This window comes from Exiguobacterium sp. AB2 (genome assembly GCF_000696055.1).
GTDB lineage: Bacteria > Bacillota > Bacilli > Exiguobacteriales > Exiguobacteriaceae > Exiguobacterium > Exiguobacterium alkaliphilum.
In genome coordinates, this window is the sequence record NZ_JNAA01000108.1 from 117,611 (window position 1) to 144,298 (window position 26,688).

Genomic DNA, 26,688 nt, shown 5'->3' on the forward strand with positions numbered 1-26,688 from the left:
CCACGAGAATCAAAGCTCGTCCCTTTCATAGGGATGGGCTTTTTTATTTTTTATGAAAAGAGAGGGGAAGTTACATGATTCATTTGACATTTCCAGACGGTGCCGTCAAGGAGTTCGAAGCCGGCATCACAGCAGAAGAAGTAGCAGGTTCGATTAGCCCGGGCCTCCGTAAAAAAGCGCTCGCCGCAAAAATTGACGGGGAATTGATCGATTATCGTCGCCCGATCGAACAAGACGGTCGCATCGAACTCGTCATGCCGGACTCAGAGGACGGCCTCGACTTGATGCGCCACTCGACGGCTCACTTGATGGCGCAAGCAATCAAGCGCCTTTACGGTGATGAAGGCTCGATTTACCTCGGGATTGGACCGACGATCGAGAACGGCTTCTATTACGACATCGAGATGGACCGTCGTATCAACGAAGAGGATTTGCCTGAAATCGAGAAGATGATGAAACGCATCGTCGATGAGAACCTCGACATCACACGTGAAGTCGTTTCGCGTGACGAGGCGCTCGCCCGCTATCAGGCACTCGGTGACCCACTCAAAATCGAATTGCTCGAAGATATCCCGGCCGACCAGACGCTCACGATGTATCATCAAGGCGAATTTTTCGACTTGTGCCGTGGACCGCACGTCGCATCGACATCGAAATTGAAAGTGTTCAAATTGATGAGCGTCGCCGGGGCCTACTGGCGTGGCGATTCCGACAACAAAATGCTGCAACGCATCTACGGGACAGCGTGGGCGACGAAAGAACAGCTCGCGGAACACTTGCGTCTCCTTGAAGAGGCGAAAGAGCGTGACCATCGTAAACTCGGGAAAGAGCTCGATCTCTTCTTCGTCTCGCAAGAAGTCGGTCAAGGTCTGCCGATGTGGCTCCCGAAAGGCGCCTCGATTCGTCGCACGGTCGAGCGCTATATCGTCGACAAAGAACTCGAACTCGGTTATCAGCACGTCTATACGCCGGTGCTCGGTTCGGTCGATTTGTATAAGACGTCTGGACACTGGGACCACTATCAAGACGACATGTTCCCGAAAATGGAGATGGACAACGAAGAACTCGTCCTTCGTCCGATGAACTGTCCGCACCATATGACAATCTACAAACACGAGCCACGTTCGTACCGTGAACTCCCACTTCGAATCGCCGAACTCGGCGGCATGCACCGTTATGAGATGTCTGGGGCGCTCACAGGCTTACAGCGCGTCCGTTACATGGTGCTCAATGACGGGCACACGTTCGTCACACCGGAACAGATGAAGCAAGAGTTCAAAGACATCGTCCACTTGATTCAAGAAGTGTACGCTGACTTCGGGATTAAAGATTATCGTTTCCGCTTGTCGTACCGTGACCCGGCGGACAAGGAGAAGTACTTCGACAACGATGCGATTTGGGAGACGGCCCAGCGTCAATTGAAAGAGACGATGGACGAGCTCGGCCTCCCGTATTTCGAGGCCGAAGGCGAAGCGGCGTTCTACGGACCGAAGCTTGACGTCCAAGTCCGGACGGCGCTCGGCAAAGAAGAGACGCTCTCGACGGTTCAACTCGACTTCTTGCTCCCAGAGCGGTTCGACTTGACGTACACAGGACCGGACGGGAAAGACCATCGCCCGATCGTCCTTCACCGTGGGGTCGTCTCGACGATGGAGCGTTTCGTCGCTTACTTGATCGAGGAGTATAAAGGCGCATTCCCGACATGGCTCGCACCGGTTCAAGTGAAATTGATTCCGGTCTCGCATGTCCACGATGACTATGTCGCGGAAGTGAAAGCGGAGCTCGTCAAGCGCGGCGTCCGCGTCGAGACGGATCTCCGTGACGAGAAGCTCGGCTATAAGATTCGCGAAGCACAGATGAAGAAAATCCCGATGACGCTCGTGCTCGGCGATAAAGAGCGCGATGAGCGGGCGGTCAACATTCGCCGTTACGGCCAACAAGAACAAGTTTCGGCTTCACTTGACGAATTTATCGCGTCATTGACTGCGGAAATCGCCAACCGTTCACGTTAACTGAGGAGACCATCCTTCGACGAAGGGTGGTCTTCTTTTCGGTCTAAAGACGGATGCGGAATAGGTGTGAGAACACGTAAGGTAGAAGAAAGGAGTGATCATTTTGAATTTTATGAAACCATTCGTAGCGCTGACGATTGGTTCGGTCGTCGCGACGAGCATGATACCAAAAGTAAACGCAGAAGCCATCGTGGACGATACAATCGTCACGCTCGGGGAGTCGCTTTCCTCGAACCAGCAGCAGTGGGTGCTCGAACGTGTCGAGGCACCGGCCGGGATTGATCCGATTATCACGACAGTGGCCGATGAAGAGAAGTATTTAGGTGACGCGGTTCCACAAGCCCAGCGCGGGGGTGGCATGTACTCGTCAGCCCGCATCAAATTGATGGAGGAAGGCAGCGGATTGAACATTAAGACAGAGAACGTCACATGGGTGACAGAAGACATGTATGCGAACGCACTCGTCACGGCCGGCGTGACCGATGCGGACATTTACATCACGTCACCGATTCGCGTGACCGGTACGTCCGCTCTCACAGGCATCATGAAGGCGTATGACGTCACCGCCAGTGAGACGGGCATCGAGCTGACAGAAGAACGTAAGGCGCTCGCCCAAGAAGAGCTCGCCGTCACGTCGGAGATCGGCAAAGCGGTCGGACAAGAGGATGTCGCCGGGCTCATGAACGACATCAAGGCGGCGATCGCCAACCAGAAACCAGAGACGAACATCGAAATTCGTGACATCGTCATTCAAGTGCTCAATCAAAACAACGTCCAACTGTCAGACACGCAGTTGAACCAATTGACGGGGCTATTTGAAAACATGCAACAAGCGAACCTTGACTGGGCATCGATCAGTGACGGGTTGAAAGGGGCCGGACAAAACGTTCAAGCGTTTCTCGAGCAAGAAGAAGTGAAAGGCTTCTTCGCCCGGTTGTTCGCCGCACTGAGTAACTTCTTCAAATCGTTGACGAACTAACTATACAAAAAAAGGGCGCGAGCCCTTTTTTAATACCAGCGTTTATAAATGTAGTCGCGGGCGCTCTTGTTGTCATCGACGATCTTAAGGGTGATGCGGTTCATCTCTTCTAATAAATCGGTCAGTACGGCTTTTAACTTTTCATCTTCTAACCCATGGTGTCGCATCGTCTCGGTGACGATGCGTTCGACTTGGTCATGATAATCGTGATCGCTGCCTACATCTTTACGCCAATTCATGGCCATCCCTCCCTTTTTTATTTTTATTCCCTCGCAAAAGGTATTGCGAAACGATGGAATGACTGTTATCATCATAAAAGTGTGAGCTACCAATTATTCATGCGCGAATTCTTGACATCTTTTCCTGCTAGTGTTAAGATGACATAGTGATTAAATACAACAAAGCAGAAGCGCCCGCTTCTCACCTCGTCCGAACAGATTCGGTCAGGTCCATCATGTACGTGAAGCAGCCGAGCATTCGTCTCTGTTGACTCCGAAATGATGTGTGGGCGGGAAACTGCCGACGCTTTTTTTATTGCCATGTTGTCTTATCAATCTAAAACTCGTGCATTCGCACGATGGAGGTGCTAACCATTAGCAAAGAGCTCTTTATCAACGAAAACATTCGTGCCCGTGAAGTTCGCCTAATTGGAGCGGACGGTGCACAACTCGGTGTGCAATCGCGCAATGAGGCATTGCGTTTAGCGGAAGAGGCTGAACTTGACCTTGTCTTGGTCGCCGACAAAGCTAACCCACCGGTCGCCAAAATTATGGACTATGGGAAATACCGTTTCGAACTTCAGAAGAAGGAAAAAGAAGCGCGTAAAAACCAAAAAGTCATCCAGATGAAAGAAGTGCGTCTCAGCCCAACGATCGAGGAAAACGATTTCCAGACGAAGTTGCGTAACGCGCGTAAGTTCCTCGAGAACGGAAACAAAGTGAAGGCGTCAATCCGCTTCCGCGGACGTGCCATCACGCACTCTGAAATCGGGAAACGCGTCATGGAGAAATTGGCGGCGGAATGTGCCGATTTGGCAACTGTTGAGCAAAAGCCGAAGATGGAAGGACGCAGCATGTTCTTAGTGCTGGCTCCGAAGAAAGAAGATTAATCATCGAGTCATAGTGGGGAGGAAATACTCATGCCGAAAATGAAATCGCACCGTGGTGCTTCAAAACGTTTCAAACGTACTGCATCAGGTAAACTCAAGCGTTCGCACGCTTACACAAGTCACTTGTTCGCTAACAAATCGACAAAAGCAAAACGTAAGCTCCGTAAAGGCGCTATCGTATCAGCTGGAGACTTCAAACGCATTCGCAACATGATCGCGAAGTAATACAGAAAGAATTTAGGAGGGAAACCATATGCCACGCGTAAAAGGCGGATATACGACTCGTCAACGTCGTAAAAAGCAAATCAAATTGGCCAAAGGTTACTTTGGCTCGAAACACATTCTCTTTAAAGTAGCAAAACAACAAGTCATGAAGTCACTCATGTACGCATACCGTGACCGTCGTCAGAAGAAACGTGATTTCCGTCGTCTTTGGATCACACGTATCAATGCGGCAGCACGTACGAACGGCCTCTCATACAGCCGTATGATGCACGGTCTCAAGCTTGCAGGGATCGACATCAACCGTAAGATGCTTGCTGAGCTTGCTGTGACGGATGCACAAGCGTTCGCGTCACTCGCTGACACAGCTAAATCAAAATTGAACGCTTAAGTTCAAACGAAAGCGCCGAGACCTTATCTCGGCGCTTTCTTTTTTCTCGTGAATTTCTTAAGATGAAGAGAAGGAGGGGAACGCATGGATCAATCGGTTCTGGCCATCGTCGCGTTAGCGCTCATCGTCTTGAACGTCTTCACGTACGTCCAAGCGAAAAACTATACGCACGGCAACGGTGAATTCAACATACTATACGCCTATGCGGGCGGCGCGATCGGTGCGCTGTTCGGGCTTCATTTGACACGGAAAAAGTCCGTTCATGCCCCAAAAAGCGTCCAATTACAAGTATTGATTTTAGCAGTGGGCTGGTCTTTAATGATTTTAGTACTGCTTTAAGTGGAGAATAGGAGGAGCAACCGGTGAACTGGACAACATTATTTGATCAGCAACGTCGTTTGGACGAACGGATCAAAGAAGAACATCAATTATCCGGGAACCAATTTGATGAGCGGTTACTCGCTTTGCTCGTCGAACTGGGGGAACTCGCCAATGAGACCCGTAGTTTTAAATTTTGGTCGACGAAAGGCCCGTCGCCTCAAGACGTGATCTTAGAGGAGTATGTCGACGGCATTCACTTCTTACTGTCGCTCGGCCTCGCCCTCGGATACGAACGGGAGTCGTTCCCGGCCGGTAGCTCGTATCTTGATGCGACTGATGCTTTTTTAGACGTATTCCGAAAAGTGACGAACTTTGGTTTGTCGAAAACGGAAGCGATGTACGAGACGCTGATGGCGGCATATCTCGAACTCGGATATACGTTAGGCTTCAATGAAGAATTGATTATGTTGGCGTATGTCTCGAAAAATAAACAAAACCATGAGCGACAAGATCAAGGCTATTAATCGGACAAGGGAGCGATCTAGAGATGAATGAATCCTTACATATGTTGAAACGATTGACTGATGCGACAGGCGTACCAGGGAACGAAGGGGAAGTGCGAAGTCTCATGCGCGAATACCTCGAACCGCACGTCGAGTCGTTCGAACAAGACGGCCTCGGTAGCTTGTTCGGTCGTGTGACCGGAGACGCCGATGGCCCACGTGTCATGATTGCCGGCCACATGGATGAAGTCGGTTTCATGGTCACACGGATTGAAGAAGGCGGGTTCCTTCGCTTCCAAGCGCTCGGGGGCTGGTGGAATCAAGTGCTGCTCGCCCAGCGGATGGACGTCGTGACGCGCTCTGGGGAAAAGATTCCTGGCGTCATTGGGGCGAAACCACCGCACGTCTTGCCGATGGAAGCCCGGAAGAAACCGGTCGAGATCAAAGACATGTTCTTAGATATCGGGGCGACGTCAAAAGAGCAAGTAGCGGAATGGGGCATTCGTCCGGGTGATACGGTCGTGCCGCATTGCGAGTTCACGGTCATGAAGAATGAAGACTTCTTGATGGCCAAGGCGTGGGATAACCGAATCGGCTGTGCCATCGCCATTGAGGCGGCGAAGCGATTAAAAGAAGATCAGGCCCCAGGTGTCGTCTTCACCGGCGCGACCGTTCAAGAAGAAGTCGGATTGCGTGGTGCCGTCACGGCAGCCAACATGCTCAAGCCGGACGTCGCCATCGCGGTCGACACGGGTATCCCGGGTGACACGCCAGGCATGACGGCTGCCGAAGGATTGTCTAAGCTAGGCGAAGGGGTTCAAGTGATTTTCTTTGATGCGACGACCATCACGAACCCACGACTCATCGACTTGATTGTAGATGTCGCGAAGGAAAACGACATCAAGTATCAACTCGACTTGACGCCAGGCGGCGGAACGGACGCAGGCCGTTTCCACTTATCTGGAATCGGGATGCCTGCGGTCGCGCTCACGGTACCGGTCCGTTACTTGCATACGAACGTCTCGATTATCCATAAAGCGGATTATGAGGCGGCCGTCGAACTCGTCGTCGCACTCACAAAACGGTTGGACGACAAGACGGTCCAATGGCTGAAAGAGGGATAATATGACGAAAATCACGTCAACGAAAAGCGAGACGATTAAACGATTGAAACGCTTGATGACGAAAAAAGGCAGACAAGAGTCCGGCCAGTTCCTTGTCGAAGGCGAGCATTTGGTTGACGAGGCGATTCGTGCAGGTCGGCTCGTGCAGCTCATTGTCGGCGAATCATACACGCCGAAGCGTTCGTGGCGTCTTGATCAGATGCCCGTCCTCGAGCTCTCTGATCACGTGGCGGACATCTTGTCTGAGACGGAGAAGACGCAAGGCGTGTTCGCGGTCGTCAACATGTCTCCGGTCGAACGGAAGATGAAACACGTGCTCGTCCTCGATCGGATTCAAGACCCCGGTAACCTCGGGACGATGATTCGGACGGCAGACGCCGCCGGGTTCGATACGGTATTGCTCGGCAAAGGGACGGTCGACCCCTACAACGCCAAGGCGGTCCGGGCGACGCAAGGTTCACTGTTCCACGTGAACGTGCGCACGGTCGATTTACTTGAGACGTTACCGGGATTGAAAAGTGACGGGTTCCACGTATACGGGACGGCGCTCGAAAAAGCCAAGTCGTACGACCAAATCGATTTTGGGGACCGCGTCGCGCTTGTCATCGGGAACGAAGCCCAAGGTGTCCATGCGGACGTCCTTGCCCTCTGTGACACCCGGGTGCACATTCCGATGCTCGGCGACGCCGAGTCGCTGAACGCGGCGGTCGCGGCTGGGATTCTCATGTACCGGATCGCCTTACGTTAATCTTGTCAGCAATTCTGTTTCATGATAGGTTAATTATATTGAACGATATACGATAGACGTTGAAAGAGCATAGTACGCGAACTACCGAACGAGTACAGGGAGCATCGGCCGTGATTGGAAGCCGACGCCTCGGGCGGCGCCGAATTCACTCTGGAGTCGTGTTGGAGACAACACCGGGTTGGCATCTCGATACCGATGCTCTCAAGTGGGCCTTCGGGCCAAGTAGGGTGGTACCGCGATGATTCGTCCCTTCAGTCAATGACTGAAGGGACTTTTTTTGTAGAGGAGGAATTATTAATGAAAGAACAATTACAAGCGTTACAACAGGAAGCCATTCAAGAGATTGAGGTCGCCTCGACACAAAAGGCGTTGAACGAAGTCCGCATCAAGTACTTAGGAAAGAAAGGACCAATGACCGAGGTGTTACGCGGCATGGGCAAGCTCTCACCGAAAGAACGCCCGATCGTCGGCGACCTTGCGAACACGGTACGCGCCGCAATCCAAGAAGCGCTCGAGACACGCATCGAGTCGGTGAAGGCGACAGAGCTTGAAGCAAAACTCGCCGCTGAGGCCATCGATGTGACGTTACCAGGACGTACATCGCTCCCGGGGCACACGCATCTACTCCAGCAAATCGTCGACGAGATGGAAGACTTGTTCGTCGGGCTCGGCTACACGATTGCCGAAGGACCAGAAGTCGAGACGGACTTGTATAACTTCGAGATGCTCAATCTTCCAAAAGACCATCCGGCCCGCGACATGCAAGACTCGTTCTACATCACGGACGAGACGTTACTCCGGACGCATACGTCTCCGGTTCAGGCACGGACGATGTTACTCGCAAACGGTGAACCGATTCGCATCATCTGCCCGGGGAAAGTGTATCGTCGGGATGAGGACGACGCGACCCATTCGCACCAATTCTTGCAAATCGAAGGGCTCGTCGTCGATGAACACATCTCGATGGCCGACTTGAAAGGGACGCTCGAGGCGTTCGTCAAGCAACTGTTCGGTGAGACGCGTGAGATTCGTCTCCGTCCAAGCTTCTTCCCGTTCACAGAGCCGTCGGTCGAAGTCGATATTTCGTGTTTCAAGTGTGGCGGAAAAGGCTGTAACGTCTGCAAAGGGACTGGCTGGATTGAAATCTTGGGCGCCGGCATGGTACATCCACGCGTGCTCGAAATGGCGGGCTACGATTCGACGAAAATGTCCGGTTTCGCGTTCGGCATCGGTGTCGAGCGGATGGCGATGCTCAAACACGGCGTCGACGACATTCGTCACTTCTATACAAACGACTTACGCTTCATCGAGCAATTCTAAGGGGGACCACACATGTTACTATCAAAAAAATGGTTGAATCAATATATCGACGTCTCGGATTTGAGCGGGCAACAGCTCGCCGATTTGATTACAAAGAATGGGATTGAAGTGGAAGGCGTGACGAATCGGGCCGAGGGATTGAGCGGTCTCGTCGTCGGACGCGTCTTGACGTGCGAAAAGCATCCGGAAGCGGATAAGTTGAACGTGACGACAGTCGACATCGGTGGTGACACGGCTCAAATCGTCTGTGGCGCCCCGAACGTCGCGGCCGGTCAACACGTCATCGTCGCAACGGTCGGTGCGACGCTACCTGGCTTGAAAATCAAGAAGGCCAAACTGCGCGGCGTCGAGTCACACGGAATGATTTGTTCGCTCGAGGAACTCGGATTCGAGAAGAAGCAAATCCGCGAAGACGAACAAGACGGAATCCATACGTTCCGTGAAGCGGTCGAAGTCGGTGCGGACGTCGTCAGTCTCCTTGACCTCGATGATGAGGTGCTCGAACTCGGCTTGACGCCGAACCGTTCGGACTGTCTCAGCCTCTATGGCATCATTCACGAAGTCGCAGCGATTTTGGAGCGTCCGTACACGTTACCGGACACGGACGTCGCGGCAACTGGTCAAAATGACGTCACGGTCTCACTTGAGACAGACAACTGCCCGTATTACGCGACGCGACGCGTGGATGGGGTCAAAATCGAGGACTCGCCCCAATGGTTGAAGAACGTCTTGATCGCAGAGGGCGTGCGCCCAATCAACAACGTCGTCGACGTGACGAACTATGTCATGCTCGAACTCGGTCAGCCGCTCCACGCGTTCGATGCGTCGAAGCTCGGCCGAGCCATCGGCGTCCGTCAAGCACACGACGGCGAGACGATTGTGACGCTTGACGATGTGACACGGACGCTCGATGAATCGATGATGGTCATTACGGACGGGAATGCGCCGGTCGCCATCGCCGGTGTCATGGGTGGTGCGAGCACCGAAGTCGACGCGACGACGACGAGTGTCGTGCTCGAATCCGCTTATTTCGTTCCAGCCTCGGTGCGGAAGACGAGTCGTGTGCTCGGGCTTCGTTCCGATTCGAGCGCTCGTTTCGAGAAAGGCGTCGACCCTGAGCGTGTCATGCGTGCGCTCGACCGGGCTGCGCAATTGATTCAGTCGATCAGCGGTGGGACCGTCAGTGACGCCGTGACGTCCGGGGATATCCTGTCGGCCGAACGGACGATTGACGTATCGGTTGCCTACATCAATGAACGTCTCGGTATGGAGCTCGACCGGGAGACGATTGTCTCGATTTTGAACCGCCTCGGCCTTGACGTCGAAGGCGACGAACTGTTGACGGTACGCGTCCCGTCCCGTCGTCCCGACCTCGAGCTACCGGCGGACGTGACAGAAGAAGTTGCTCGTCTGTTCGGTTACGACAGCCTACCGTCGAAACTGCCGGCCTCGACGACGAAAGGTTACTTGCCGCATGTCAACGTCTTGCGCCGTCGTGTGCGCCGCATCCTCCAAGGTGCAGGGCTATCGCAAGCGATTACGTACTCGTTGACGAGTGAGGCACACGCATCACGCTTCGGCGGCGAATCGGCGACAAAAGTACAATTGGCGATGCCGATGAGTGAAGAACGTACCGTGCTTCGGACATCACTCGTCCCAGGACTCCTTGAAGCGGTGCGACATAACACGGCCCGTCAACAAGCGAACGTTGGCTTGTACGAAACGGGACGCGTATATGTGAACGTCGGGGAGACGTTACCGCTCGAGACAGAACGTGTGGCCGCTGTCGTGACAGGCCTTTGGTACGACCATCGTTCACAAGGCACACGCGTCCCGGTCGACTATTTCGTCGCGAAAGGGATTGTCGACACGTTGGCACAGACGCTTCGCACCGAAGTCACGTATGAAGCCGCTTCGATTCCGGACATGCATCCGGGCCGCACGGCGAACGTCCTCGTCGACGGAGAGGTCGTCGGCTATGTCGGTCAAGTGCATCCAGGTGTATCGAAAGACATCTACGGTTTAAAAGAAGTCTATGTCTTCGAACTCGATGTCCAAGCGTTCGATACGGAAGCGACAGCGATTTATGAAGACGTGCCACGTTACCCGTCCATCACGCGAGACTTGGCACTCGTCTTAAACCGAGACATCCCAGCCGGTCACGTTGAGGCGACGATGAAACAAGCGGCCGGTCCGCTCTTGATTGACCTCGCCTTGTTCGATGTCTATACAGGTGAAAACGTTGGGAACGATGAGAAATCGCTCGCCTTTTCACTTAAATATCAAGATCCGACGCGCACGCTTCAAGATGAAGAAGTGACAGCGTCGTATGAGGCGATCATCGCCGCCGTCAAAGCGACACACGGCGCCGACGTTCGCGCTTAACGCAAAAACTGCGATTCCTAAGCTTAGGAATCGCAGTTTTTTATTGCACTTCGAGCGCCAAGTCACCGAACTTCGTCCAACCGACGAGGCAAGTCACTTTATAAAGAAGGAACGTGATGACAGCAGGGAGCACGACGCCTGTGCCGACGAAGATGGCGAACGCCTCGGCGCCTTGAGCCGCCAAGATATTGAGTGGGGCGATCATCGAGTTCAAACCGAGACCGGCAATCTCGTACGGGACTTCGAGCGAGAACCAGAGCGTCGCAATCGGGGCGCTAACCATCGCCGCGATAAAGGGTGGCATGACGACCCGAGGGTTTTTGACGACGTTCGGGAACTGGACTTTCGGTGTAACAAAGAACGATGCGACCAAACCGCCTGGGTCGGTTTGACGATAAGCCATGAGCGTGAACCCGACGAACTGGGCTGTACATCCAATCAAGGCGGCCGCACTCGCGACAGGGTCGAGTTGAAGCGCGATGGCGAGCGCAGCAGATGATGCCGGCGACATGAGCATGACACTAAAGACGAGCGCGATGACGAGTGATGTGGCAATCGGCGACGTGTTGACCGATGCGGTGATGCTTGTGCTGATGGTATTGATGAGCGGCGTCGTGACGGCCGCTGCACCGACCCCGACGATCCCGCCACCGAGAACGGCGGAAACCGGGACGACCATCATGTCAAACTTTGTCTTTCCAAGAACGCGTTTCCCAATCCAAACAGCCGCAGCCGCTGCAATCAAAGCGCTGATCGGTTGTCCCGGGACGAGGACGAGTCCACTCTCGGTCGGTTGGAGGGCAGCCCCGCCGACGGTTGCCGCAATCATCGAACTGAATAAAATGAGCGTGTTGCCACCGAGTTGATAGGCGACACCGGCGCCGAGCGCCGGGGCGAGAAGTGACTTGGCGACTTGGCCAATCGTGACGAGCATGCCGAGCCCTGTCATGTTTCCAATCGTCTCAATCAAGAGACCGACCCCGAGCGTGACGAGGACGGCGCTTGCCATCCCGGCTGATATTTTAATCATTCGATCCATTGCGTACTGTTTCACTTCCATCATCTCCTCTGTCTGTTTTCCAATAAAAAAACCTATCCGAATGGGATAGGCGCAAGTGGTTCACGGTGAGCACCTCGTCCGAATCCATCGAAACAAGGGCCCAAAAATTCGTCTCGGTTTACGAGTCGATTTTCAGTCCCTTCGTCGAATAATAATCAGCAGGCCGTGTTGTGTCTGTGTATGCATGGCGTTTCGCTCCTCCGTTTTGCTAAGATTTGTCTTAGAGTAACATGACATTTTTCAATAATCAATATTTTCTGAAAATTAATTTGAAAAAAATTGGAACGATAAAATAAAAAGAGGTAGCAGCTCCCGAATTGAGAGCGCTACCATTCGCCATACATAGCGTTATGAGGTGCTGGCCGTAAGCAAGCCAACTTGTTCATCAATAAAATTCATCGAGACGGTGTTAAAGATATCCGGCTGATCGACGTTGACGACGTGACCAGAATCCTCGACGACATGAACGTTCGCCGTCGGTTGGTGTTTCGCCGTACGTTCGACAGCTTCGAGGAACATGTAATCCTCATCCCCCATCACATAAAGAATCGGGACGGCCGTTTGAATCGATGAGAAATGTCGGAGCAACGGATTCATGTTTTCAGTCATCTTGAACCATCGAATGAATTCACGTTGACACAGGTTAGCCGCGTCACGGACGAACATCATACGTGATTTCTTATGACGTTTTTTCGGCAATAAAATCCAGGCGAACAGTTGATAGAGCCACATATAAGGGACGAAGTTTTGCACGAGGCTACCGAGACGAATCAACAACGTCGATCGAACGTTGAATTTGACGATCGCGCCCCCGAGCACGACCGATGCGATTCGCTCCGGGTGATGTTCGAACATCGCTTGAATGACGATTGTTCCGAGCGATAGGCCGACCATATGGCCTTTTTCGATGTTCAAGTGGTCCATCACTTCGACCACGTCCTCGACGACGACGTCGAGCGTATACGCGTTGAGCGGTTGCGTCAACGACTGCTCGGCATCATAAGATCCGCCGTGGCCACGCAAGTCGAGCAACAGGACATTATATTTCTTTTTAAACGGTCGGATTTGACGATACCAGTGAGACAGGCTCCCCCCGGCGCCATGAATGAAGATGACCCAAGGATGATCGTCGCTTAATGTGTACGTTTTATAATGCAACATGAACGCTATCCTCCAAAAATTTTAAGTTCATTAAACCATAAAAATAATATACCATATGTCGCTTGGAAGCACTATCGTTTCAACTCGCTCAAGCGCAGCGCCTTCTTCGTGTTGGCGAAATGAACTTTGGCGATGTTATTCAACCGTTCGACACCATCACGTTTAATGAGCGAGGCGGCGACTTGGTCGACTTTGGCTCCCGCTCCTTTGGGCAACGTGAGGCCGACGGTTTGACTCAATTGATCCATTTCTTTCAAGAAAAACGCACGTGCCAAAATCGAGGCGGCTGCGACGGCGACGTGTAACCCTTCCGCTTTCGTCGAGAAATAGACGTCAGCATTGACGATGTTTCGCTCATGGCTCAGATGCTTGTAATAGACGTTCTTTTCCGTGAACTGATCGATTAAAATCGCATCCGGCTTCTCCTCGAGTTTTTCGAGAAGGGCCGACAAGGCGGCGTTATGGGCGATGGCCGTCATCTTCCCTTGCGTCATCGTCTTTTGCATCTTATTGTACATCGGGTTATGGAGCGTCGCCTTCTGATACGGAATCGTCACATGTAAATCACGGGCAATCCGCTTGATGTCGGTGTCGGACAATTGTTTCGAGTCTTTGACGCCTAGTTCTTTGACGAGGTCGATTTTCTCTTTCGGAACGTAAGCGGCGACGATGACGAGCGGACCGAAATAGTCCCCTTTTCCGACTTCGTCACTGCCGACGACCGACCAATTTGAAAAACCGTCTGGTAGTGTCGAGGCAGCCGCTACTTTTTTCGCCTCCGGCGTTCCCCATTTTGCTGCCTCCGTTTCAGCCGTCTGGCCTTGGAACATGACTTTACCCGAATTGTAAACGGTAATCACGCACGAAGGTGTTTTCGCACTGAATTTCGCGTAAGGTGGCGGATTGACCGCGTAGGGTGAATAACGCTCGATTAAGGCGTTTTGCGCCTCAATCGATAATTTGATGACTTGATTGCCCAACAGGAGCACTTCCTTTCTCTCTCGCAAATTAATTTTACATTTTTTTTGTATATTTTGAAACCAGTGCACCGGCTTTTCCGTATGAAACAGTGAGTCGAGTAGAAGTGAAATGAGGTGAGGCGAAAATGTGGTGGCGCGATGACACGGAGCAAGATGAGGCGGAATCCCTCTATAAACAAATTCTCGAGTTAGAATCGAGAATCGCCAAACTAGTGGCCCATCAAGTGCGGGTGCGTCGTCTACTCATGCAGGAGTCGTCGGAGACGACGGCAGAGCAAATCATTACGTTGCAGGCGGAAGTCGATCATTATTTGACGTTGCTGCGGCAAGAGCGTGTGGAGGCCGTCGATCGCTACGATCGATTGCGGTTCGAGCAGACGTTAGGGCGCGTCCGTCAATCTGTTGAGCAACCGACCCGTCCGCTCTCGGAATGGGACACGATTGAACGGGCGCTCGCGCTTGAAGTCGAGCATTTGCGCCGCGTGCTCGCCTACGAGCATGAACGCCGAAGCGAGGAGGGGTGGTAATGGAGTCGATCGATCAACTATATTGGTGGGTCCTCATCATCGCGGGGCTCGGGACGTTCGTTTATATGCTGTTCTCGGATGCGTTCGATTTGTTTGAAGGCTGGTTCAATCCGGCCGTCATCCTTTCGTTCTTGGCACTCGGGGCGGGAATCGGTCTCATTTTGAATGCACTCGCGCACGTCTCGCCGATGATTGGGCTCGCCGTCGCCCTTGTCGGTTCGTTCGCCTTGACGACGCTTCTTTACTTATTCGTCTTATTGCCACTCTCGAATGCGGAGGAATCTATCGGGATGACCGATGAGTCACTCATCGGCCTCGTCGGCCGGTTGACCGTCCCTGTGCCCGAAGGTGGATATGGAGAAGTGCTCGTCGAATCGGTGACCGGCTCCGTATTAAAGACGGCGCAAAGCATTGACGGGAAAGCCATCTCGGCAGACCGTCGCGTTGTCATCATTGAAGTAGAACGAAACATTGCGGTCGTCATGGAATACGACGAACCGACAATCCGGAAGGAGAATGGATAGATGGATACAGTCATCCTTGCAAGTATTATCGTCGGGGTGATCATTCTTTCCCTGATTTTTGTATTCGTATTAAAGTACCGTACGGTCGGACCGGATGAGGCGCTAATCGTCACCGGAAGTTACTTAGGAAAGAAAAATGTCCATAGCGACGCCTCGGGCAACCGGGTCAAAATCATCCGTGGTGGCGGTACGTTCGTGTTACCTGTCTTCCAACAGGCAGAACCGCTCAGCCTTCTCTCGAGCAAGCTTGAAGTCACAACACCGGAAGTTTATACGGAACAAGGTGTCCCGGTCATGGCGGACGGAACGGCCATCATTAAAATCGGTGGCTCAATCAGTGAAATCGCCACGGCGGCCGAGCAATTCCTCGGCAAACCAAAAATCGAGCGTGAGAACGAGGCGAAAGAAGTACTCGAAGGTCACCTCCGCTCCATCCTTGGTTCGATGACGGTCGAAGAGATTTACAAGAACCGGGACAAGTTCTCACAAGAAGTCCAACGTGTCGCTTCACAAGACTTAGCGAAGATGGGTCTCGTCATCGTCTCGTTCACGATTAAAGACGTTCGTGACAAGAACGGCTATCTCGAGTCACTCGGAAAACCGCGAATCGCCCAAGTTAAACGGGATGCAGACATCGCGACAGCCGAGGCAGATAAAGAGACGCGCATCAAGCAAGCCGAAGCGATGAAAGACGCGAAGAAAGCCGAGCTCGAGCGGGCCTCAGAAATCGCAGAAGCCGAGAAAGAGAACCAGCTCCGCATCGCGGCGTACCGTCGTGAGCAAGACGTCGCCAAAGCCCGTGCCGACCAAGCGTATGAGCTTGAAGAAGCGCGAGCGAAACAAGAAGTCACCGAGCAACAAATGCAAGTTCAAATCATCGAGCGTCAGAAGCAAATCGAACTCGAAGAAAAAGAAATTATGCGTCGTGAGAAACAATATGACTCGGAAGTGAAGAAGAAAGCCGACGCCGATCGCTATGCGATCGAGCAGTCAGCGGAAGCGGATAAAGCCCGTCAAATTGCCTCAGCCGATGCCGAGAAGTACCGCATCGAGGCCGAAGCGAAAGCCGACGCAGAACGCGTTCGACTCGCCGGTGTCGCCGAAGCCGACTCGGAGCGGGCGAAAGGGGAAGCGGAAGCCGAAATCATCCGCTAGACAGGTCTCGCCGAAGCGGAAGCGAAACAAAAAATCGCCGAAGCATTCGAACAATATGGCCAAGCAGCCATTCTCGATATGGTCGTCAAGATGCTCCCGGATTACGCGAAGCAGATTGCAGCGCCGCTTGGGAACATCGATCAAATCACCGTTGTTGATACTGGAAGTGGAAAAGACGGAGGCGCCGGCAAAGTGACCGGTTATGCGACCGACTTGATGGCGTCGCTCCAACAGACGCTTAAAGCCTCGTCAGGAATCGACATGAAAGATCTGCTCGATAACTTCGTCGGAAAGGGCAACGTGCCGACCGGAGAGGTGCCGGAGCGCAAACTCACTGAGACCATTGCCGCGACAGAAGAATAAGACAAAAGGTTGCAGACGAAATCGTCTGCAACCTTTTTTCATGGTTTGTAAGATTTCCCTAACTTTCAAACAGATTGACTTCAAGCCGAGTCGAATTGTGTCGATAAGGGAGATGTCAGACCAATAGAGAGAGGAAGAGTCATATGAAAAAAGGAGTCATACTCGGTTTGATGACCGCAAGCGTCTTGTGGTTGTCGGCCTGTCAATCTGTCATCGACAAACCAGAGGCCGCCATTGAGGAGCGACAGTCAATGGGTGTCGTCTTATCAGACGTCGGTCTCGGGGACCAATCGTTTAGCGACGCCGCCATGCGAGGCATGGGCCAATTGCGAGAAACAGGGGAATGGTACGTCGATTACCGTGAGCTTGAAGAAACAAAAACATATGAAGCTGGTTTTGAACAGCTTGTCGCTGCAGGGCACGATGTCATCATCGGGCTCGGCTTCGCATGCCAAGAAGATTTAGAGAAAGTGGCTGCCAATCATCCAGACCAACAGTTCGCCTTGATTGACGCCGTTTCGACGTTACCGAACGTGATGTCCGTAACGTTTGAAGAAGTAGAAGGGAGCGCGTTGGCCGGTGCGGTGGCAGGTCTTGAGACAGAGACAGGAAAAATCGGATTTGTCGGCGGCGTGGACAACGAGTTGATTCAAAAGTTCTCGACCGGCTTCCTACTCGGAGCGAAAGCGGTAAACGCCGACGTCGAACTCATTGTCGATTATGCGAATGACTTTGCCTCGCCTGAAATCGGAGAGCAGTTGGCCGAGAAACAGATCGAGGCAGGAGCCGACGTCTTATATGCGGCGGCAGGATTGACCGGTGTCGGTGTCTTACAGACCGCGCAAGCGAACGGCGTGAAGGCCATCGGGGTCGATAGCGATCAATCGATGATTGCCCCGGATGCGGTCATCACGTCGATGTTAAAACAAGTGGACTTAGCCATCGTCGCCATCGCGGATAACGTTCAAGAGGAAGCCTTCAGCGAACATCTCACGCTTGGTCTCGAGGAGGGCGGGGTCGGTCTTGCCGCACTTCGTCGCGTCCAGTGGAGCGACGAGGAACGGGAACGCTTTGACGCATTCGAGAAACGGCTACTGGAGGGCAAACAACAATGAGTTTACGAAAACGATTTATTGTGTCAACGGTGTTTACGGTCGTTTTGATCGTCTTGATGATGAGTTACGTCTTGGCGACGTTAAATCGATTGCAAACGTATAACGAACAGTACGGCTCACAAATGATTGAGTTGTCTCAACTCGAGACGTCCCTCCTTCAAGAACAGTCACTTTGGACATCACTTGGCGAGCAGATGAGCCCGGCGACGTTGAATCAGTTAACACGCATCCGCGAAAACAACGTGGCCACGTTTGAGACGCTAGAACGTACGTATTTAATTCCGGCGTTCAACGAACATTTGGAACGGGCGACAGCAAAGTACGCGCGCATCGGTGAGAACGTCGAGGCGGAGGCCGGCGGGATTGCAGCCCGGATTCAAGCAGCCAAGCTCGAAGGATTATTGAACGATGTGAACACGCTACTCTTGAAGAATGGGGCCTTCTACGAAGCGCTTCAGCGTGAGGCGGCACAAGAGACGAAACAACTGTTTATCATTTCGATCGTGCTGACGGCTTTTGTCATCGTAGCGCTCGGGGTGTACAACTTCTTCTTTGCCCGTTCCATCACGCGTCCGCTCGAGCAGACCGTCGAGGCAGCCGAAGCCATCGCTTCTGGTCGACTGATTTCATTGCCCGAGTCGACGAGACGAGACGAGATCGGGCGTCTTGAACGAGCGATGCAACATATGACGGTCTCCCTTCAAACGGTGATCGGGTCAATCCGGGTCACCTCGATGCAAGTCAACGCGATGACCGAGACGGCCGCGACCGAGAACGAGGCGGTCGTCAGCACGACGTCAAACATCACGAACGCGGTCGATGAGATGGCGAACGGTGCCCAATCGATTGCGACCGAACTACAGGAGACGCTCGAGTCGGTCGGCATCATGGCGGCCTCGTTCGAGACGAGCCTCCAACAGACGCGCCAGACGACAGAAGAGACGAGCGCGATGACGCGTGAAGTCCAAGACGGGATTGAAACGCTGATCGACCAAGAGCGGATTTTACAACGCTCGAGCGAACGGAATGACACGCTCGTCAAACGGATGGATGCGTTTGCGCGAAACACGGACGAGATTGAACGGATGGCGAAACTCGTCGAAGACGTTGCCGCCCAAACGAACTTACTCGCGTTGAACGCGGCGATTGAAGCGGCCCGTGCCGGCGAAGCAGGACGCGGTTTCGCCGTCGTCGCGAGCGAAGTGAAGAAGTTAGCTGAAGAGAGTAACGTGGCGACACGCTCGATCTTTAGTGTCGTCCAATCGATTCATGAAGAAGTGGAGCGATTGAAACAGACGGTCGAAGAAGCGAGTCAAGAACAGACGGCCCAACTCCAAGCGTTCGGCTTGACGAAACAAGCGTTCACGCGGATTCATGATCGGACAGACCATGTCGCCGCATTCGTCCATACGATCGAGCGAGAAATGCTGGCCTCGAGTAGCGAAGTGACGAACGTGTTGAAGCGGGTCGAAGAAGTGAGCGGGGTGACTGAAGAGCTTGCCGCCGGAAATGAAGAAGTGGCCGCCTCGATGAAAGAACAACAGGCGAGCTTTGACCAAATTTTCGCGTTGATGCAAGAACTCGAAGGACAGGCAGCGGCACTTGCCGATCAAGTCCAACATTTTCAAAACGATTGAGACAAGTTTCGGCTTGTCTCTTTTTTTTATGGGAAAACAGGACGAGTCGGACGGTACAACGGACAAGCAAGCGACTGAATCGAGGAGATAGCCCTAGATGAGCGGTAGATGATTCGGGCGCATACTATAGACCAGAAGGTGTCGATAGGAGGAAGCGAGATGGAAAAATGGAAACGTTACGTCATCGGGCTGGTTGTGGCTTTATTCATGGCGGTCGGCTACATGTTCGCGTCGAAACAGCCGGAGACACCGATGGTCGAACAAATCGAACTGAAAGCGGAAGAGTCGGTTCAAGCAGAGCCGGCAACAGGAAGAGTCGTCGTCTATGTGACAGGTGCCGTCGTCTCACCGGATGTATATGAGATGCCGCCTGGGGCAAGGGTCGGTGACGTCCTGACGCTTGCCGTGTTGACTGCTGACGCCGAGCCCGAACAGTTGAACTTGGCCCAACTGCTCGTCGATGGGTCAAAGATCACGGTGCCGAAAAAAGGCGAGCTTCTCGAGGTCGCACCGGAGACGACCGAGACTGAAACGAACGGGGTCCACGTCAACAGTGCGACGAAAGAGGAATTGATGACGGTCCCGGGGATCGGACCGGCTAAAGCCGAGGCGATATTAAATTATTTGAAAGAACATGGTCCGTTCAAGTCCTATGAAGAACTTCGGAACGTGAAAGGTTTCGGTGAGAAGACGTTAGAAAACATGAAGGGCTACCTGCTGGTCCCGTAAGATGCCGATTTTTCCGCTACTTCCAATCAGTGTCCTCATCGCTTGTACCCAAGGCTTCGTCCTCGTCGGCTTCGTGCTGTTCCTCTTTTTGCTTGCGACATGTCGAGGCCAGTCAGTTGGCACGTATATCGGCGCAGGTTGTCTCGCCTTGATCATTTTTTGGCATGACGAGCCACCGGTCATCTCAGGAGGAGAAGACGTGTTGTTCTCAATCGAGAGCCGGCGTGACAATGGTCGTTCCGTCCGATTGTATGGCGAGACGTCAGGGGCGAACGGGGTTTTAGTCGGACGTGATGTGGCGCTCGGCCGTCCGGGAGAGACGTGTCTCGTCACGTTCGAGCCGGATGCGTTCGCACCGCTCCGAAACGTCGGCGGGTTCGATGAAATGGCGTGGGCGAAAGGGGCAGGCCTTTCATTCAAGGGAAGACAAGTCACCGTTCACGCCTGTCGTCCGACGGCAGGCTTGGACGGGGCGATGCTTCGGTTCAAAGAGAGACAATTGGCACGCATCGAGTCGACGTATCGGGCCGATGTTGCGTTGTATATGGAGGCGCTTTTGTTTGGAGAAGGACGATTGTTGGATGAAGAAACCTCGTTTTCGTATCGGGTCACGGGGCTGTTGCATCTGCTCGTCATTTCGGGGTCACACATCGCCATGCTCGTCCTCGCGTTCAAATGGCTACTATCTCCTCTCCCGTTCCATCGAGAGACGAAGATCCTCCTCATCGTCTTGATTGTGACGGCGTTCGGCTGGTTGACCGGCTTTTCACCGCCGGTCGCGCGCGCCGTCCTCGTCGCCGACATGGTACTCGTCTTCTCACTATTCGGTTATTCGGTCCGTGACCCGATGCGTCTTTTAAGTTGGTGCGCGGCGGCATTACTCGCACTTCAACCATACTTGTTATTTAATCTTGGGTTTCAACTCACGGTCGGGATGACGCTCTTTTTGATTGTGACCCGTTCGCAATGGACGAACGTGCTCAGTCTGGCAATTTATGCCCAATGGATTGGTTTGATTTTGTTATGGAACGTGCAACCGGTCATCTCGATCGCGGCTCCGTTCTATAACGTAATTGTGGCCATTCTCTTCTCGTGGGTGATGATTCCTCTCGGTTTTTTGGCGTATCTCGTACCGTTATATGAACCGTTACTTCATCCGGTACTCGACGGGCTACATGGGACGTTCACGCTACACAATCAGGTCAAACCGTGGCTCCCGCTCCATGAGCTGACCGTTTGGGGCTCGTTCCTTCTCGCCATCGGATTATGGATTGGACTTCTCTTTCTCGAGCGGCGCCAATTGATTGGTTGGGGAATCGCGTTGCTCACACTCAGTGCTGTCGCCTTGGCGTCCGAATTGAAAGAAGAAGGGCGCGTCACGTTTTTAGACGTCGGGCAAGGAGATGCGATCGTCGTCGAGACGCACGGCCTCACCGGTTTGATTGATGTCGGTGGGGTGTATCATGACCCTTCGGAGAAAAAACGCTCGACGTTTGACCCAGGCGCAGATGTCGTCGCGCCGTACTTATGGAAGCGGGGCGAACGAGAAATCGACTTTTTATTGCTCACCCATGCCGATCACGATCACATTGGCGGGTTGGACGGGTTACTTGATTTGATTCAAGTAAAAGAAGTGTGGTTAGCGGCCGAAGCGGCCGATATGGAGAAACGAGGCGAATTGTTATCTAAACTTGCGCAAAAAAATGTCCCGGTCCGTTTCGTCCGGGCCGGGGACCGTCCCTATCCATGGTTTTGGATCGTCAGTCCTTCGGAGCGTAAGGCAGATGAGAATGCCAATTCTGTCTCGGCCTATTTAACGGTCGGTGGGATGACGTACTTGTTGACGGGTGACTTACCGGAAGCGGGGGAAGCCGCTCTCCCGAATGTCGACGTTGATGTGTTCAAACTCGGCCATCATGGCTCGGACACGTCGTCGAGCGAGGCACTAGTAAACCGGATCGATCCGGAATGGGTCGTGGCGAGCGTCGGCAGGAACAACCGTTACGGGCATCCGCATCCAGACGTCTTGGCGCGACTTGTCGGCAGGCGCGTGCTACGGACGGATGAGGACGGGATGATCGTATGTGAACGTGACGCTTGCCGAGGGATCGTGGAAACGAAGGTCAGTCGATGAAATGTATGATAAACTAAAAAACGATTGCTCCCCCGGGGCAATCGTTTCGTAGCTTATAAGCTTAAGAACTTGATGAGGACGCCAATCGCGAATAGCGTGAAGAAAAAGCCGAACGGTACGATGAAGCCGATCGCTGAATCGATGGCATCGTTTCGTTTGCATTGGACATCGTTCTCAAACGGGTTTTCGCTTGGTGGGCGAACAGAGTTAATATGCATAGTGAGTCCCTCCTTGAAATGGTTCCGTCCTAAGTATAGCGAATCGTTGAAGGATAATCTATGTTTTAGATAAGAATAAATTGTGAAAGTGGTGTGTGTTTTGAATGAACCCTGGCTCCATAACGGCAAAGTAGCCAACGTGTACGTCTTGTTCGGGACGGAGAAGTATCTGCTCGATTCGTGGGAGAAAGAAATCGTCAAGGCGGCCAACCCGTCCGGCGACCAGTTCGACGTGATGCGACTCGACTTACAAGAGACGGCGCTCGATACGGCACTCGACGAGGCGGAGACGGTCCCGTTCTTCAGCGATTATCGGACGGTCGTCGTGAAAAACGCCCAGTTTTTGACCGGCGCGAAAGAGAAACAAAAGCAAAATGTCGAACGGTTGACGGAATATTTGTTGCAGCCGGCACCGTACGCCGTGCTCGTCTTCATCATCGAGACAGAAAAACTCGATGAGCGTAAAAAAGTCGTCAAGCGCTTAAAAGAACGGGCCATCGTCCTCGAGGCGAAAAAGCCGAGCCAGACGGAGCTGATGCGTTACGTCGGTGACGAACTGAATCGACGTGGGCAAAAGATGGACCGCTCGACCGTCGAGCGACTTTTGTTCTTATGCCATGATGATTGGGGGAAACTCGTACGCGAGCTCGAGAAGTTGCAACTGTATGCGAGTGATGGTAGCGAGATCCCGCTCGAAATCGTCAACGATCTCGTCCCTCGAACGCTTGAAGACAACGTGTTCCAACTGTCCGAATTTTTAGTCGCCCGGCGTGCCGACGCGGCGCTACGGCTCGTCCGTGATTTAGAGAAACAAGGTCAGGAGTTGATTGGGCTCTTGTCGCTTCTCGCCCGTCAGTACCGGAACATGTATTTGACGAAGCAGCTGACGGAAAAAGGATATGGGGAAAAACAAATCGCGTCAAAGATTGGGGCACATCCGTACACAGTGAAGCTGGCCGGGCAAGCGAGCCGGAACTTCACGGAGGCGCAGCTCGCCGCGGCGCTGACGATGATTGCCGATGCAGATGAGTCGATGAAGACCGGTCGTGGCGATAAACAAATCGTCTTCGATACGCTCGTCTGTCAGTTGACGCTCGTGTGAGGTGAGAAAATGAGTTTACGACAAGTGGAACTTGAAGATGTGATTCCGCTCAGGCATGAAGTGCTCAGACCGGGTCAGATGCGGGAGACGTGTTATTTTGAAGGGGATGATAACGAGACGACACGCCATTTCGCTTGGGTCGAGGACGGTCAGGTGTTGTCGATCGCGACCGTGATGGAAGCAGGGCGTGACGTCGACGGGAAGACAGTGCCGTACCAACTGCGGGGGATGGCGACCGACCCGGCCTCCGCCGGGCAAGGGATCGGCTCGTCGTTTTTACAGGCGCTGCACGAAACGGTCAACGACTCGTGGTGGTGCAACGCCCGCGAAGTCGCCGTGCGCTTCTATGAACGGAACGGCCTCGTCGTCGTCGGTGAGCCGTTCGAAATTCCCGGGATTGGGACGCATTACGTCATGGTATACGAAAAAACAGCCGGCTCCTGATGGAGGCGGCTGTTCCGGTTTGATCTCTAATTAGAGAGCTGCGATGCGAGCTGCGAGACGTGATTTGTCACGGCCAGCTTTGTTTTGGTGGATAAGACCTTTTGCTGCAGCTTTGTCGATTTTCTTCGTAGCGAGGACGAAAGCTTCTTGAGCAGCTTCTTTGTTTCCTTCGAGTACGAGAGCGTCAACACGTTTTACTGCTGTACGCATTGCTGCTTTCTCTTGCGAGTTTGCGACGCGACGCTTTTCAGAAGTTTTTGCACGTTTGATTGCTGATTTGATGTTTGCCATTGTTTGTCACCTCCTGAAACAAGAAAGTGTATGTTCTCATTACTTCAAGTAATCATTCAACAGAACAAGCACAATTGTAGCAAACGCTTATTTGAAAAGCAACCACTTGATGATTATTCTGAAAACTATATGTGGTATTGTTGTAGTAGGTCGTACACATACACTTAAGATTTTGATATAATGACACGGTATGCATGAGAAGGATAGGTGAACCCATATATGAACAACAAAGAATTAGAGAATCGTCAGAAGAAGATTCGCAACTTTTCCATCATCGCTCACATCGATCATGGAAAGTCGACGCTCGCTGACCGGATTCTTGAGAAGACGGGTGCGCTCACGGCGCGCGAGATGAAAGAACAGACGCTTGATGCGATGGACCTTGAACGTGAGCGCGGTATCACGATCAAGTTAAACGCCGTCAAGTTGAACTATACGGCTAAAGACGGGGAAGAGTATATCCTTCATTTGATCGATACACCGGGCCACGTCGATTTCACGTATGAAGTATCACGCTCGCTCGCGGCGTGTGAAGGGGCCGTCCTCGTCGTGGACGCGGCCCAAGGAATCGAAGCACAGACGCTCGCGAACGTCTACCTCGCATTAGATAACGACCTTGAAATCATCCCGGTCATCAACAAAATTGATTTGCCGTCAGCCGACGTCGAGCGCGTGCGCCAAGAGATTGAGGACGTGATTGGTCTTGACGCGAGTGATGCCGTACCGGCTTCAGCGAAAGCCGGGATCGGGATTGAAGAGATTCTCGAGCAAATTGTCGAGCTCGTCCCGGCACCGACGGGCGATCCGTCCGCGCCGCTTCAAGCCCTCATCTTCGACTCGTACTATGACGCCTATCGCGGTGTCGTCGCCTCGATCCGAATCGTCAACGGTTCGGTCAAAGTCGGAGACAAGGTGCAAATGATGTCGACCGGTAAATCGTTCGAAGTCACAGACCTCGGCGTCTCGACCCCAAAACCGGTGTCGGTGAAAGAGTTGAACGTCGGAGACGTTGGGACATTGTCAGCGTCGATCAAGACGGTCGGCGACGTTCGCGTCGGTGACACGATCACACTCGCGAAAAACCCAGCGACGGATCAACTCCCAGGTTATCGGAAGATGAACCCGATGGTGTACTGCGGTCTTTATCCGATCGATGCGGCGAAGTATAACGATTTACGTGAAGCGCTCGAGCGCCTCCAATTGTCGGATGCGGCACTCGAATTTGAGCCCGAGACGTCACAGGCACTCGGTTTCGGTTTCCGTAGCGGTTTCCTCGGCATGCTCCACATGGAAATCATCCAAGAGCGGATTGAGCGAGAGTTCGGGATCGACTTGATTACGACGGCACCGTCGGTTATTTATCACGTCACGACGACGTCAGGCGACGTCATCCACGTCGATAACCCATCGAAGATGCCAGAACAACAAAAGATCGAGACGATTGAAGAGCCGTACGTCAAAGCGGCCATCATGACGCCGAACGACTATGTCGGCGCCATCATGGAGCTCTGCCAGAAGAAACGTGGGACGTTCATCGATATGCAGTATATCGACACGACACGCGTCAAAATCACGTACGAGATTCCATTGAGTGAAATTGTCTACGACTTCTTCGATCAGTTGAAGTCGAGCACGAAAGGCTATGCCTCGCTCGATTACGAATTGATCGGCTATCGTCCGTCACGCCTCGTCAAGATGGACATCCTTTTGAACAACGAAGTCGTCGATGCACTCAGCTTTATCGTTCACCGCGATTTCGCGTACGAGCGTGGGAAAGTCATCGTCGAGAAGTTGAAGGCGCTCATCCCGCGGATGCAGTTCGAGGTACCGGTCCAAGCAGCGGTCGGGACGAAGATTGTCGCCCGTTCGACGATCAAGGCGCTCCGCAAGAACGTCCTCGCGAAATGTTACGGCGGGGACATCTCGCGGAAGCGGAAGCTTCTTGAGAAGCAAAAAGAAGGTAAAAAGCGCATGAAGATGGTTGGATCTGTCGAAGTGCCGCAAGAAGCGTTCATGTCTGTCTTGTCGATGGACGAAGAATAACCGTTCGCCCTTATCAAACGATAAGGGCGATTTTTTTGATTTGGCAGGATATGGGGAAGGCGATACGGAATAGTACCCACTTACAGAAAAAT

General features: G+C 52.9%; 26 protein-coding genes, 1 pseudogene and 1 other annotated feature. Of the genes and pseudogenes, 21 read left to right on the forward strand and 6 right to left on the reverse strand.

Annotated features, from left to right (window positions below; genetic code table 11):
• Positions 1-74: 74 nt before the first annotated feature.
• Entirely contained in the window at positions 75-2,012 is a 1,938-nt protein-coding gene (gene thrS / locus DI14_RS13270; protein WP_034809348.1) for a threonine--tRNA ligase, read from the forward strand.
• Positions 2,013-2,124: 112 nt separating this feature from the next.
• A complete protein-coding gene (locus DI14_RS13275) occupies positions 2,125-2,991 on the forward strand; it encodes a DUF1002 domain-containing protein (RefSeq protein WP_034809350.1) in 867 nt (288 codons plus the stop codon).
• 29 nt (positions 2,992-3,020) lie between these two features.
• Here the strand turns inward: DI14_RS13275 and DI14_RS13280 are convergent, their stop codons facing one another.
• Positions 3,021-3,230, reverse strand: coding sequence for a hypothetical protein (locus DI14_RS13280; protein ID WP_034809352.1), 210 nt, complete (start codon positions 3,228-3,230; stop codon positions 3,021-3,023).
• A 156-nt stretch (positions 3,231-3,386) separates the two neighbouring features.
• Positions 3,387-3,529 (forward strand) — a sequence feature (ribosomal protein L20 leader region).
• A 39-nt stretch (positions 3,530-3,568) separates the two neighbouring features.
• Here DI14_RS13280 and infC point away from each other — a divergent pair.
• The 9 genes from infC to pheT all read left to right on the forward strand — a co-directional run bounded on the left by infC (position 3,569) and on the right by pheT (position 11,113).
• Positions 3,569-4,099: a translation initiation factor IF-3 gene (infC, locus tag DI14_RS13285; protein ID WP_034809354.1), complete on the forward strand. Its 531-nt coding sequence runs from the start codon at positions 3,569-3,571 to the stop codon at positions 4,097-4,099.
• 30 nt (positions 4,100-4,129) lie between these two features.
• Positions 4,130-4,324 carry a 50S ribosomal protein L35 gene (gene rpmI, locus DI14_RS13290; RefSeq protein WP_012726697.1) on the forward strand — a complete coding sequence of 65 codons (195 nt, stop codon included), beginning with the start codon at positions 4,130-4,132 and terminating at the stop codon, positions 4,322-4,324.
• 28 nt (positions 4,325-4,352) lie between these two features.
• Entirely contained in the window at positions 4,353-4,712 is a 360-nt protein-coding gene (gene rplT, locus DI14_RS13295; protein ID WP_021065642.1) for a 50S ribosomal protein L20, read from the forward strand.
• Positions 4,713-4,796: 84 nt separating this feature from the next.
• The gene (locus DI14_RS13300; protein WP_034809355.1) at positions 4,797-5,051 is read left to right on the forward strand and encodes a hypothetical protein; all 255 of its coding nucleotides are present in this window, start codon (positions 4,797-4,799) and stop codon (positions 5,049-5,051) included.
• 23 nt (positions 5,052-5,074) lie between these two features.
• Complete coding sequence (locus tag DI14_RS13305) at positions 5,075-5,557, forward strand: dUTP diphosphatase (RefSeq protein ID WP_034809356.1); 483 nt, start codon at positions 5,075-5,077, stop codon at positions 5,555-5,557.
• Positions 5,558-5,580: 23 nt separating this feature from the next.
• Positions 5,581-6,660 (forward strand): M42 family metallopeptidase, encoded by a 1,080-nt coding sequence (locus tag DI14_RS13310; RefSeq protein WP_034809358.1) that lies wholly within the window; start codon positions 5,581-5,583, stop codon positions 6,658-6,660.
• A gap of 1 nt (position 6,661) precedes the next feature.
• Positions 6,662-7,408 carry an RNA methyltransferase gene (locus DI14_RS13315; protein WP_034809359.1) on the forward strand — a complete coding sequence of 249 codons (747 nt, stop codon included), beginning with the start codon at positions 6,662-6,664 and terminating at the stop codon, positions 7,406-7,408.
• Positions 7,409-7,705: 297 nt separating this feature from the next.
• Positions 7,706-8,728 (forward strand): phenylalanine--tRNA ligase subunit alpha, encoded by a 1,023-nt coding sequence (gene pheS / locus DI14_RS13320; protein ID WP_034809360.1) that lies wholly within the window; start codon positions 7,706-7,708, stop codon positions 8,726-8,728.
• A gap of 12 nt (positions 8,729-8,740) precedes the next feature.
• Positions 8,741-11,113, forward strand: coding sequence for a phenylalanine--tRNA ligase subunit beta (gene pheT, locus DI14_RS13325; RefSeq protein ID WP_034809363.1), 2,373 nt, complete (start codon positions 8,741-8,743; stop codon positions 11,111-11,113).
• Between the two features lie 40 nt (positions 11,114-11,153).
• Here the strand turns inward: pheT and DI14_RS13330 are convergent, their stop codons facing one another.
• From DI14_RS13330 to rnhC, 3 genes are all read right to left on the reverse strand, one after another.
• Positions 11,154-12,176 (reverse strand): PTS transporter subunit IIC, encoded by a 1,023-nt coding sequence (locus tag DI14_RS13330; RefSeq protein WP_034809365.1) that lies wholly within the window; start codon positions 12,174-12,176, stop codon positions 11,154-11,156.
• A gap of 345 nt (positions 12,177-12,521) precedes the next feature.
• Entirely contained in the window at positions 12,522-13,334 is an 813-nt protein-coding gene (locus tag DI14_RS13335) for an alpha/beta fold hydrolase (RefSeq protein ID WP_034809367.1), read from the reverse strand.
• Between the two features lie 71 nt (positions 13,335-13,405).
• On the reverse strand, positions 13,406-14,314 hold the full coding sequence (rnhC, locus tag DI14_RS13340) for a ribonuclease HIII (RefSeq protein WP_034809369.1): 909 nt from the start codon (positions 14,312-14,314) through the stop codon (positions 13,406-13,408).
• A gap of 125 nt (positions 14,315-14,439) precedes the next feature.
• On the opposite strand from rnhC, the gene DI14_RS13345 reads away from it, so the two are divergent.
• From DI14_RS13345 to DI14_RS13375, 7 genes and pseudogenes are all read left to right on the forward strand, one after another.
• Entirely contained in the window at positions 14,440-14,841 is a 402-nt protein-coding gene (locus tag DI14_RS13345) for a hypothetical protein (protein ID WP_034809370.1), read from the forward strand.
• Positions 14,841-15,365, forward strand: coding sequence for an NfeD family protein (locus DI14_RS13350; RefSeq protein WP_034809371.1), 525 nt, complete (start codon positions 14,841-14,843; stop codon positions 15,363-15,365). The genes DI14_RS13345 and DI14_RS13350 overlap by 1 nt, the downstream gene beginning before the upstream one ends.
• Positions 15,366-16,883, forward strand: a pseudogene (locus DI14_RS13355) (SPFH domain-containing protein). It abuts the gene before it with no gap.
• 143 nt (positions 16,884-17,026) lie between these two features.
• Entirely contained in the window at positions 17,027-17,998 is a 972-nt protein-coding gene (locus DI14_RS13360; protein WP_034809373.1) for a BMP family protein, read from the forward strand.
• Positions 17,995-19,635: a methyl-accepting chemotaxis protein gene (locus DI14_RS13365; protein WP_034809376.1), complete on the forward strand. Its 1,641-nt coding sequence runs from the start codon at positions 17,995-17,997 to the stop codon at positions 19,633-19,635. Before DI14_RS13360 ends, DI14_RS13365 begins: the two co-directional genes overlap by 4 nt.
• A 159-nt stretch (positions 19,636-19,794) precedes the next feature.
• Positions 19,795-20,364 carry a ComEA family DNA-binding protein gene (locus DI14_RS13370; protein ID WP_034809378.1) on the forward strand — a complete coding sequence of 190 codons (570 nt, stop codon included), beginning with the start codon at positions 19,795-19,797 and terminating at the stop codon, positions 20,362-20,364.
• A gap of 1 nt (position 20,365) precedes the next feature.
• Positions 20,366-22,498, forward strand: a complete 2,133-nt coding sequence (locus DI14_RS13375) for a DNA internalization-related competence protein ComEC/Rec2 (RefSeq protein WP_034809381.1) — start codon at positions 20,366-20,368, stop codon at positions 22,496-22,498.
• Positions 22,499-22,551: 53 nt separating this feature from the next.
• Here DI14_RS13375 and DI14_RS15290 read toward each other — a convergent pair whose 3' ends face one another.
• Complete coding sequence (locus tag DI14_RS15290) at positions 22,552-22,716, reverse strand: YqzM family protein (RefSeq protein WP_024371416.1); 165 nt, start codon at positions 22,714-22,716, stop codon at positions 22,552-22,554.
• Positions 22,717-22,807: 91 nt separating this feature from the next.
• Between DI14_RS15290 and holA the strand changes: the two genes are divergently transcribed.
• Complete coding sequence (holA, locus tag DI14_RS13385) at positions 22,808-23,818, forward strand: DNA polymerase III subunit delta (RefSeq protein WP_235193477.1); 1,011 nt, start codon at positions 22,808-22,810, stop codon at positions 23,816-23,818.
• A gap of 9 nt (positions 23,819-23,827) precedes the next feature.
• Entirely contained in the window at positions 23,828-24,262 is a 435-nt protein-coding gene (locus DI14_RS13390) for a GNAT family N-acetyltransferase (protein WP_034809385.1), read from the forward strand.
• A gap of 30 nt (positions 24,263-24,292) precedes the next feature.
• On the opposite strand, the gene rpsT is transcribed toward DI14_RS13390, so the two are convergent.
• Positions 24,293-24,553, reverse strand: coding sequence for a 30S ribosomal protein S20 (gene rpsT, locus DI14_RS13395; RefSeq protein ID WP_021065661.1), 261 nt, complete (start codon positions 24,551-24,553; stop codon positions 24,293-24,295).
• A gap of 219 nt (positions 24,554-24,772) precedes the next feature.
• Between rpsT and lepA the strand changes: the two genes are divergently transcribed.
• Entirely contained in the window at positions 24,773-26,596 is a 1,824-nt protein-coding gene (gene lepA / locus DI14_RS13400) for a translation elongation factor 4 (RefSeq protein ID WP_034809388.1), read from the forward strand.
• Positions 26,597-26,688 lie beyond the last annotated feature (92 nt).

Coding starts and splice junctions, on each gene's coding strand:
- rpmI (WP_012726697.1), top strand. CDS start 4,130: ATGCCGAAAATGAAATCGCACCGTGGTGCTTCAAAACGTTTCAAACGT.
- DI14_RS13390 (WP_034809385.1), top strand. CDS start 23,828: ATGAGTTTACGACAAGTGGAACTTGAAGATGTGATTCCGCTCAGGCAT.
- DI14_RS13315 (WP_034809359.1), top strand. CDS start 6,662: ATGACGAAAATCACGTCAACGAAAAGCGAGACGATTAAACGATTGAAA.
- DI14_RS13310 (WP_034809358.1), top strand. CDS start 5,581: ATGAATGAATCCTTACATATGTTGAAACGATTGACTGATGCGACAGGC.
- DI14_RS13300 (WP_034809355.1), top strand. CDS start 4,797: ATGGATCAATCGGTTCTGGCCATCGTCGCGTTAGCGCTCATCGTCTTG.
- thrS (WP_034809348.1), top strand. CDS start 75: ATGATTCATTTGACATTTCCAGACGGTGCCGTCAAGGAGTTCGAAGCC.
- pheS (WP_034809360.1), top strand. CDS start 7,706: ATGAAAGAACAATTACAAGCGTTACAACAGGAAGCCATTCAAGAGATT.
- rplT (WP_021065642.1), top strand. CDS start 4,353: ATGCCACGCGTAAAAGGCGGATATACGACTCGTCAACGTCGTAAAAAG.
- DI14_RS13330 (WP_034809365.1), bottom strand. CDS start 12,176: ATGATGGAAGTGAAACAGTACGCAATGGATCGAATGATTAAAATATCA.
- pheT (WP_034809363.1), top strand. CDS start 8,741: ATGTTACTATCAAAAAAATGGTTGAATCAATATATCGACGTCTCGGAT.
- lepA (WP_034809388.1), top strand. CDS start 24,773: ATGAACAACAAAGAATTAGAGAATCGTCAGAAGAAGATTCGCAACTTT.
- DI14_RS13365 (WP_034809376.1), top strand. CDS start 17,995: ATGAGTTTACGAAAACGATTTATTGTGTCAACGGTGTTTACGGTCGTT.
- DI14_RS15290 (WP_024371416.1), bottom strand. CDS start 22,716: ATGCATATTAACTCTGTTCGCCCACCAAGCGAAAACCCGTTTGAGAAC.
- DI14_RS13375 (WP_034809381.1), top strand. CDS start 20,366: ATGCCGATTTTTCCGCTACTTCCAATCAGTGTCCTCATCGCTTGTACC.
- DI14_RS13280 (WP_034809352.1), bottom strand. CDS start 3,230: ATGAATTGGCGTAAAGATGTAGGCAGCGATCACGATTATCATGACCAA.
- DI14_RS13370 (WP_034809378.1), top strand. CDS start 19,795: ATGGAAAAATGGAAACGTTACGTCATCGGGCTGGTTGTGGCTTTATTC.
- rpsT (WP_021065661.1), bottom strand. CDS start 24,553: ATGGCAAACATCAAATCAGCAATCAAACGTGCAAAAACTTCTGAAAAG.
- DI14_RS13360 (WP_034809373.1), top strand. CDS start 17,027: ATGAAAAAAGGAGTCATACTCGGTTTGATGACCGCAAGCGTCTTGTGG.
- DI14_RS13345 (WP_034809370.1), top strand. CDS start 14,440: ATGTGGTGGCGCGATGACACGGAGCAAGATGAGGCGGAATCCCTCTAT.
- infC (WP_034809354.1), top strand. CDS start 3,569: ATGGAGGTGCTAACCATTAGCAAAGAGCTCTTTATCAACGAAAACATT.
- DI14_RS13275 (WP_034809350.1), top strand. CDS start 2,125: ATGAAACCATTCGTAGCGCTGACGATTGGTTCGGTCGTCGCGACGAGC.
- DI14_RS13335 (WP_034809367.1), bottom strand. CDS start 13,334: ATGTTGCATTATAAAACGTACACATTAAGCGACGATCATCCTTGGGTC.
- DI14_RS13350 (WP_034809371.1), top strand. CDS start 14,841: ATGGAGTCGATCGATCAACTATATTGGTGGGTCCTCATCATCGCGGGG.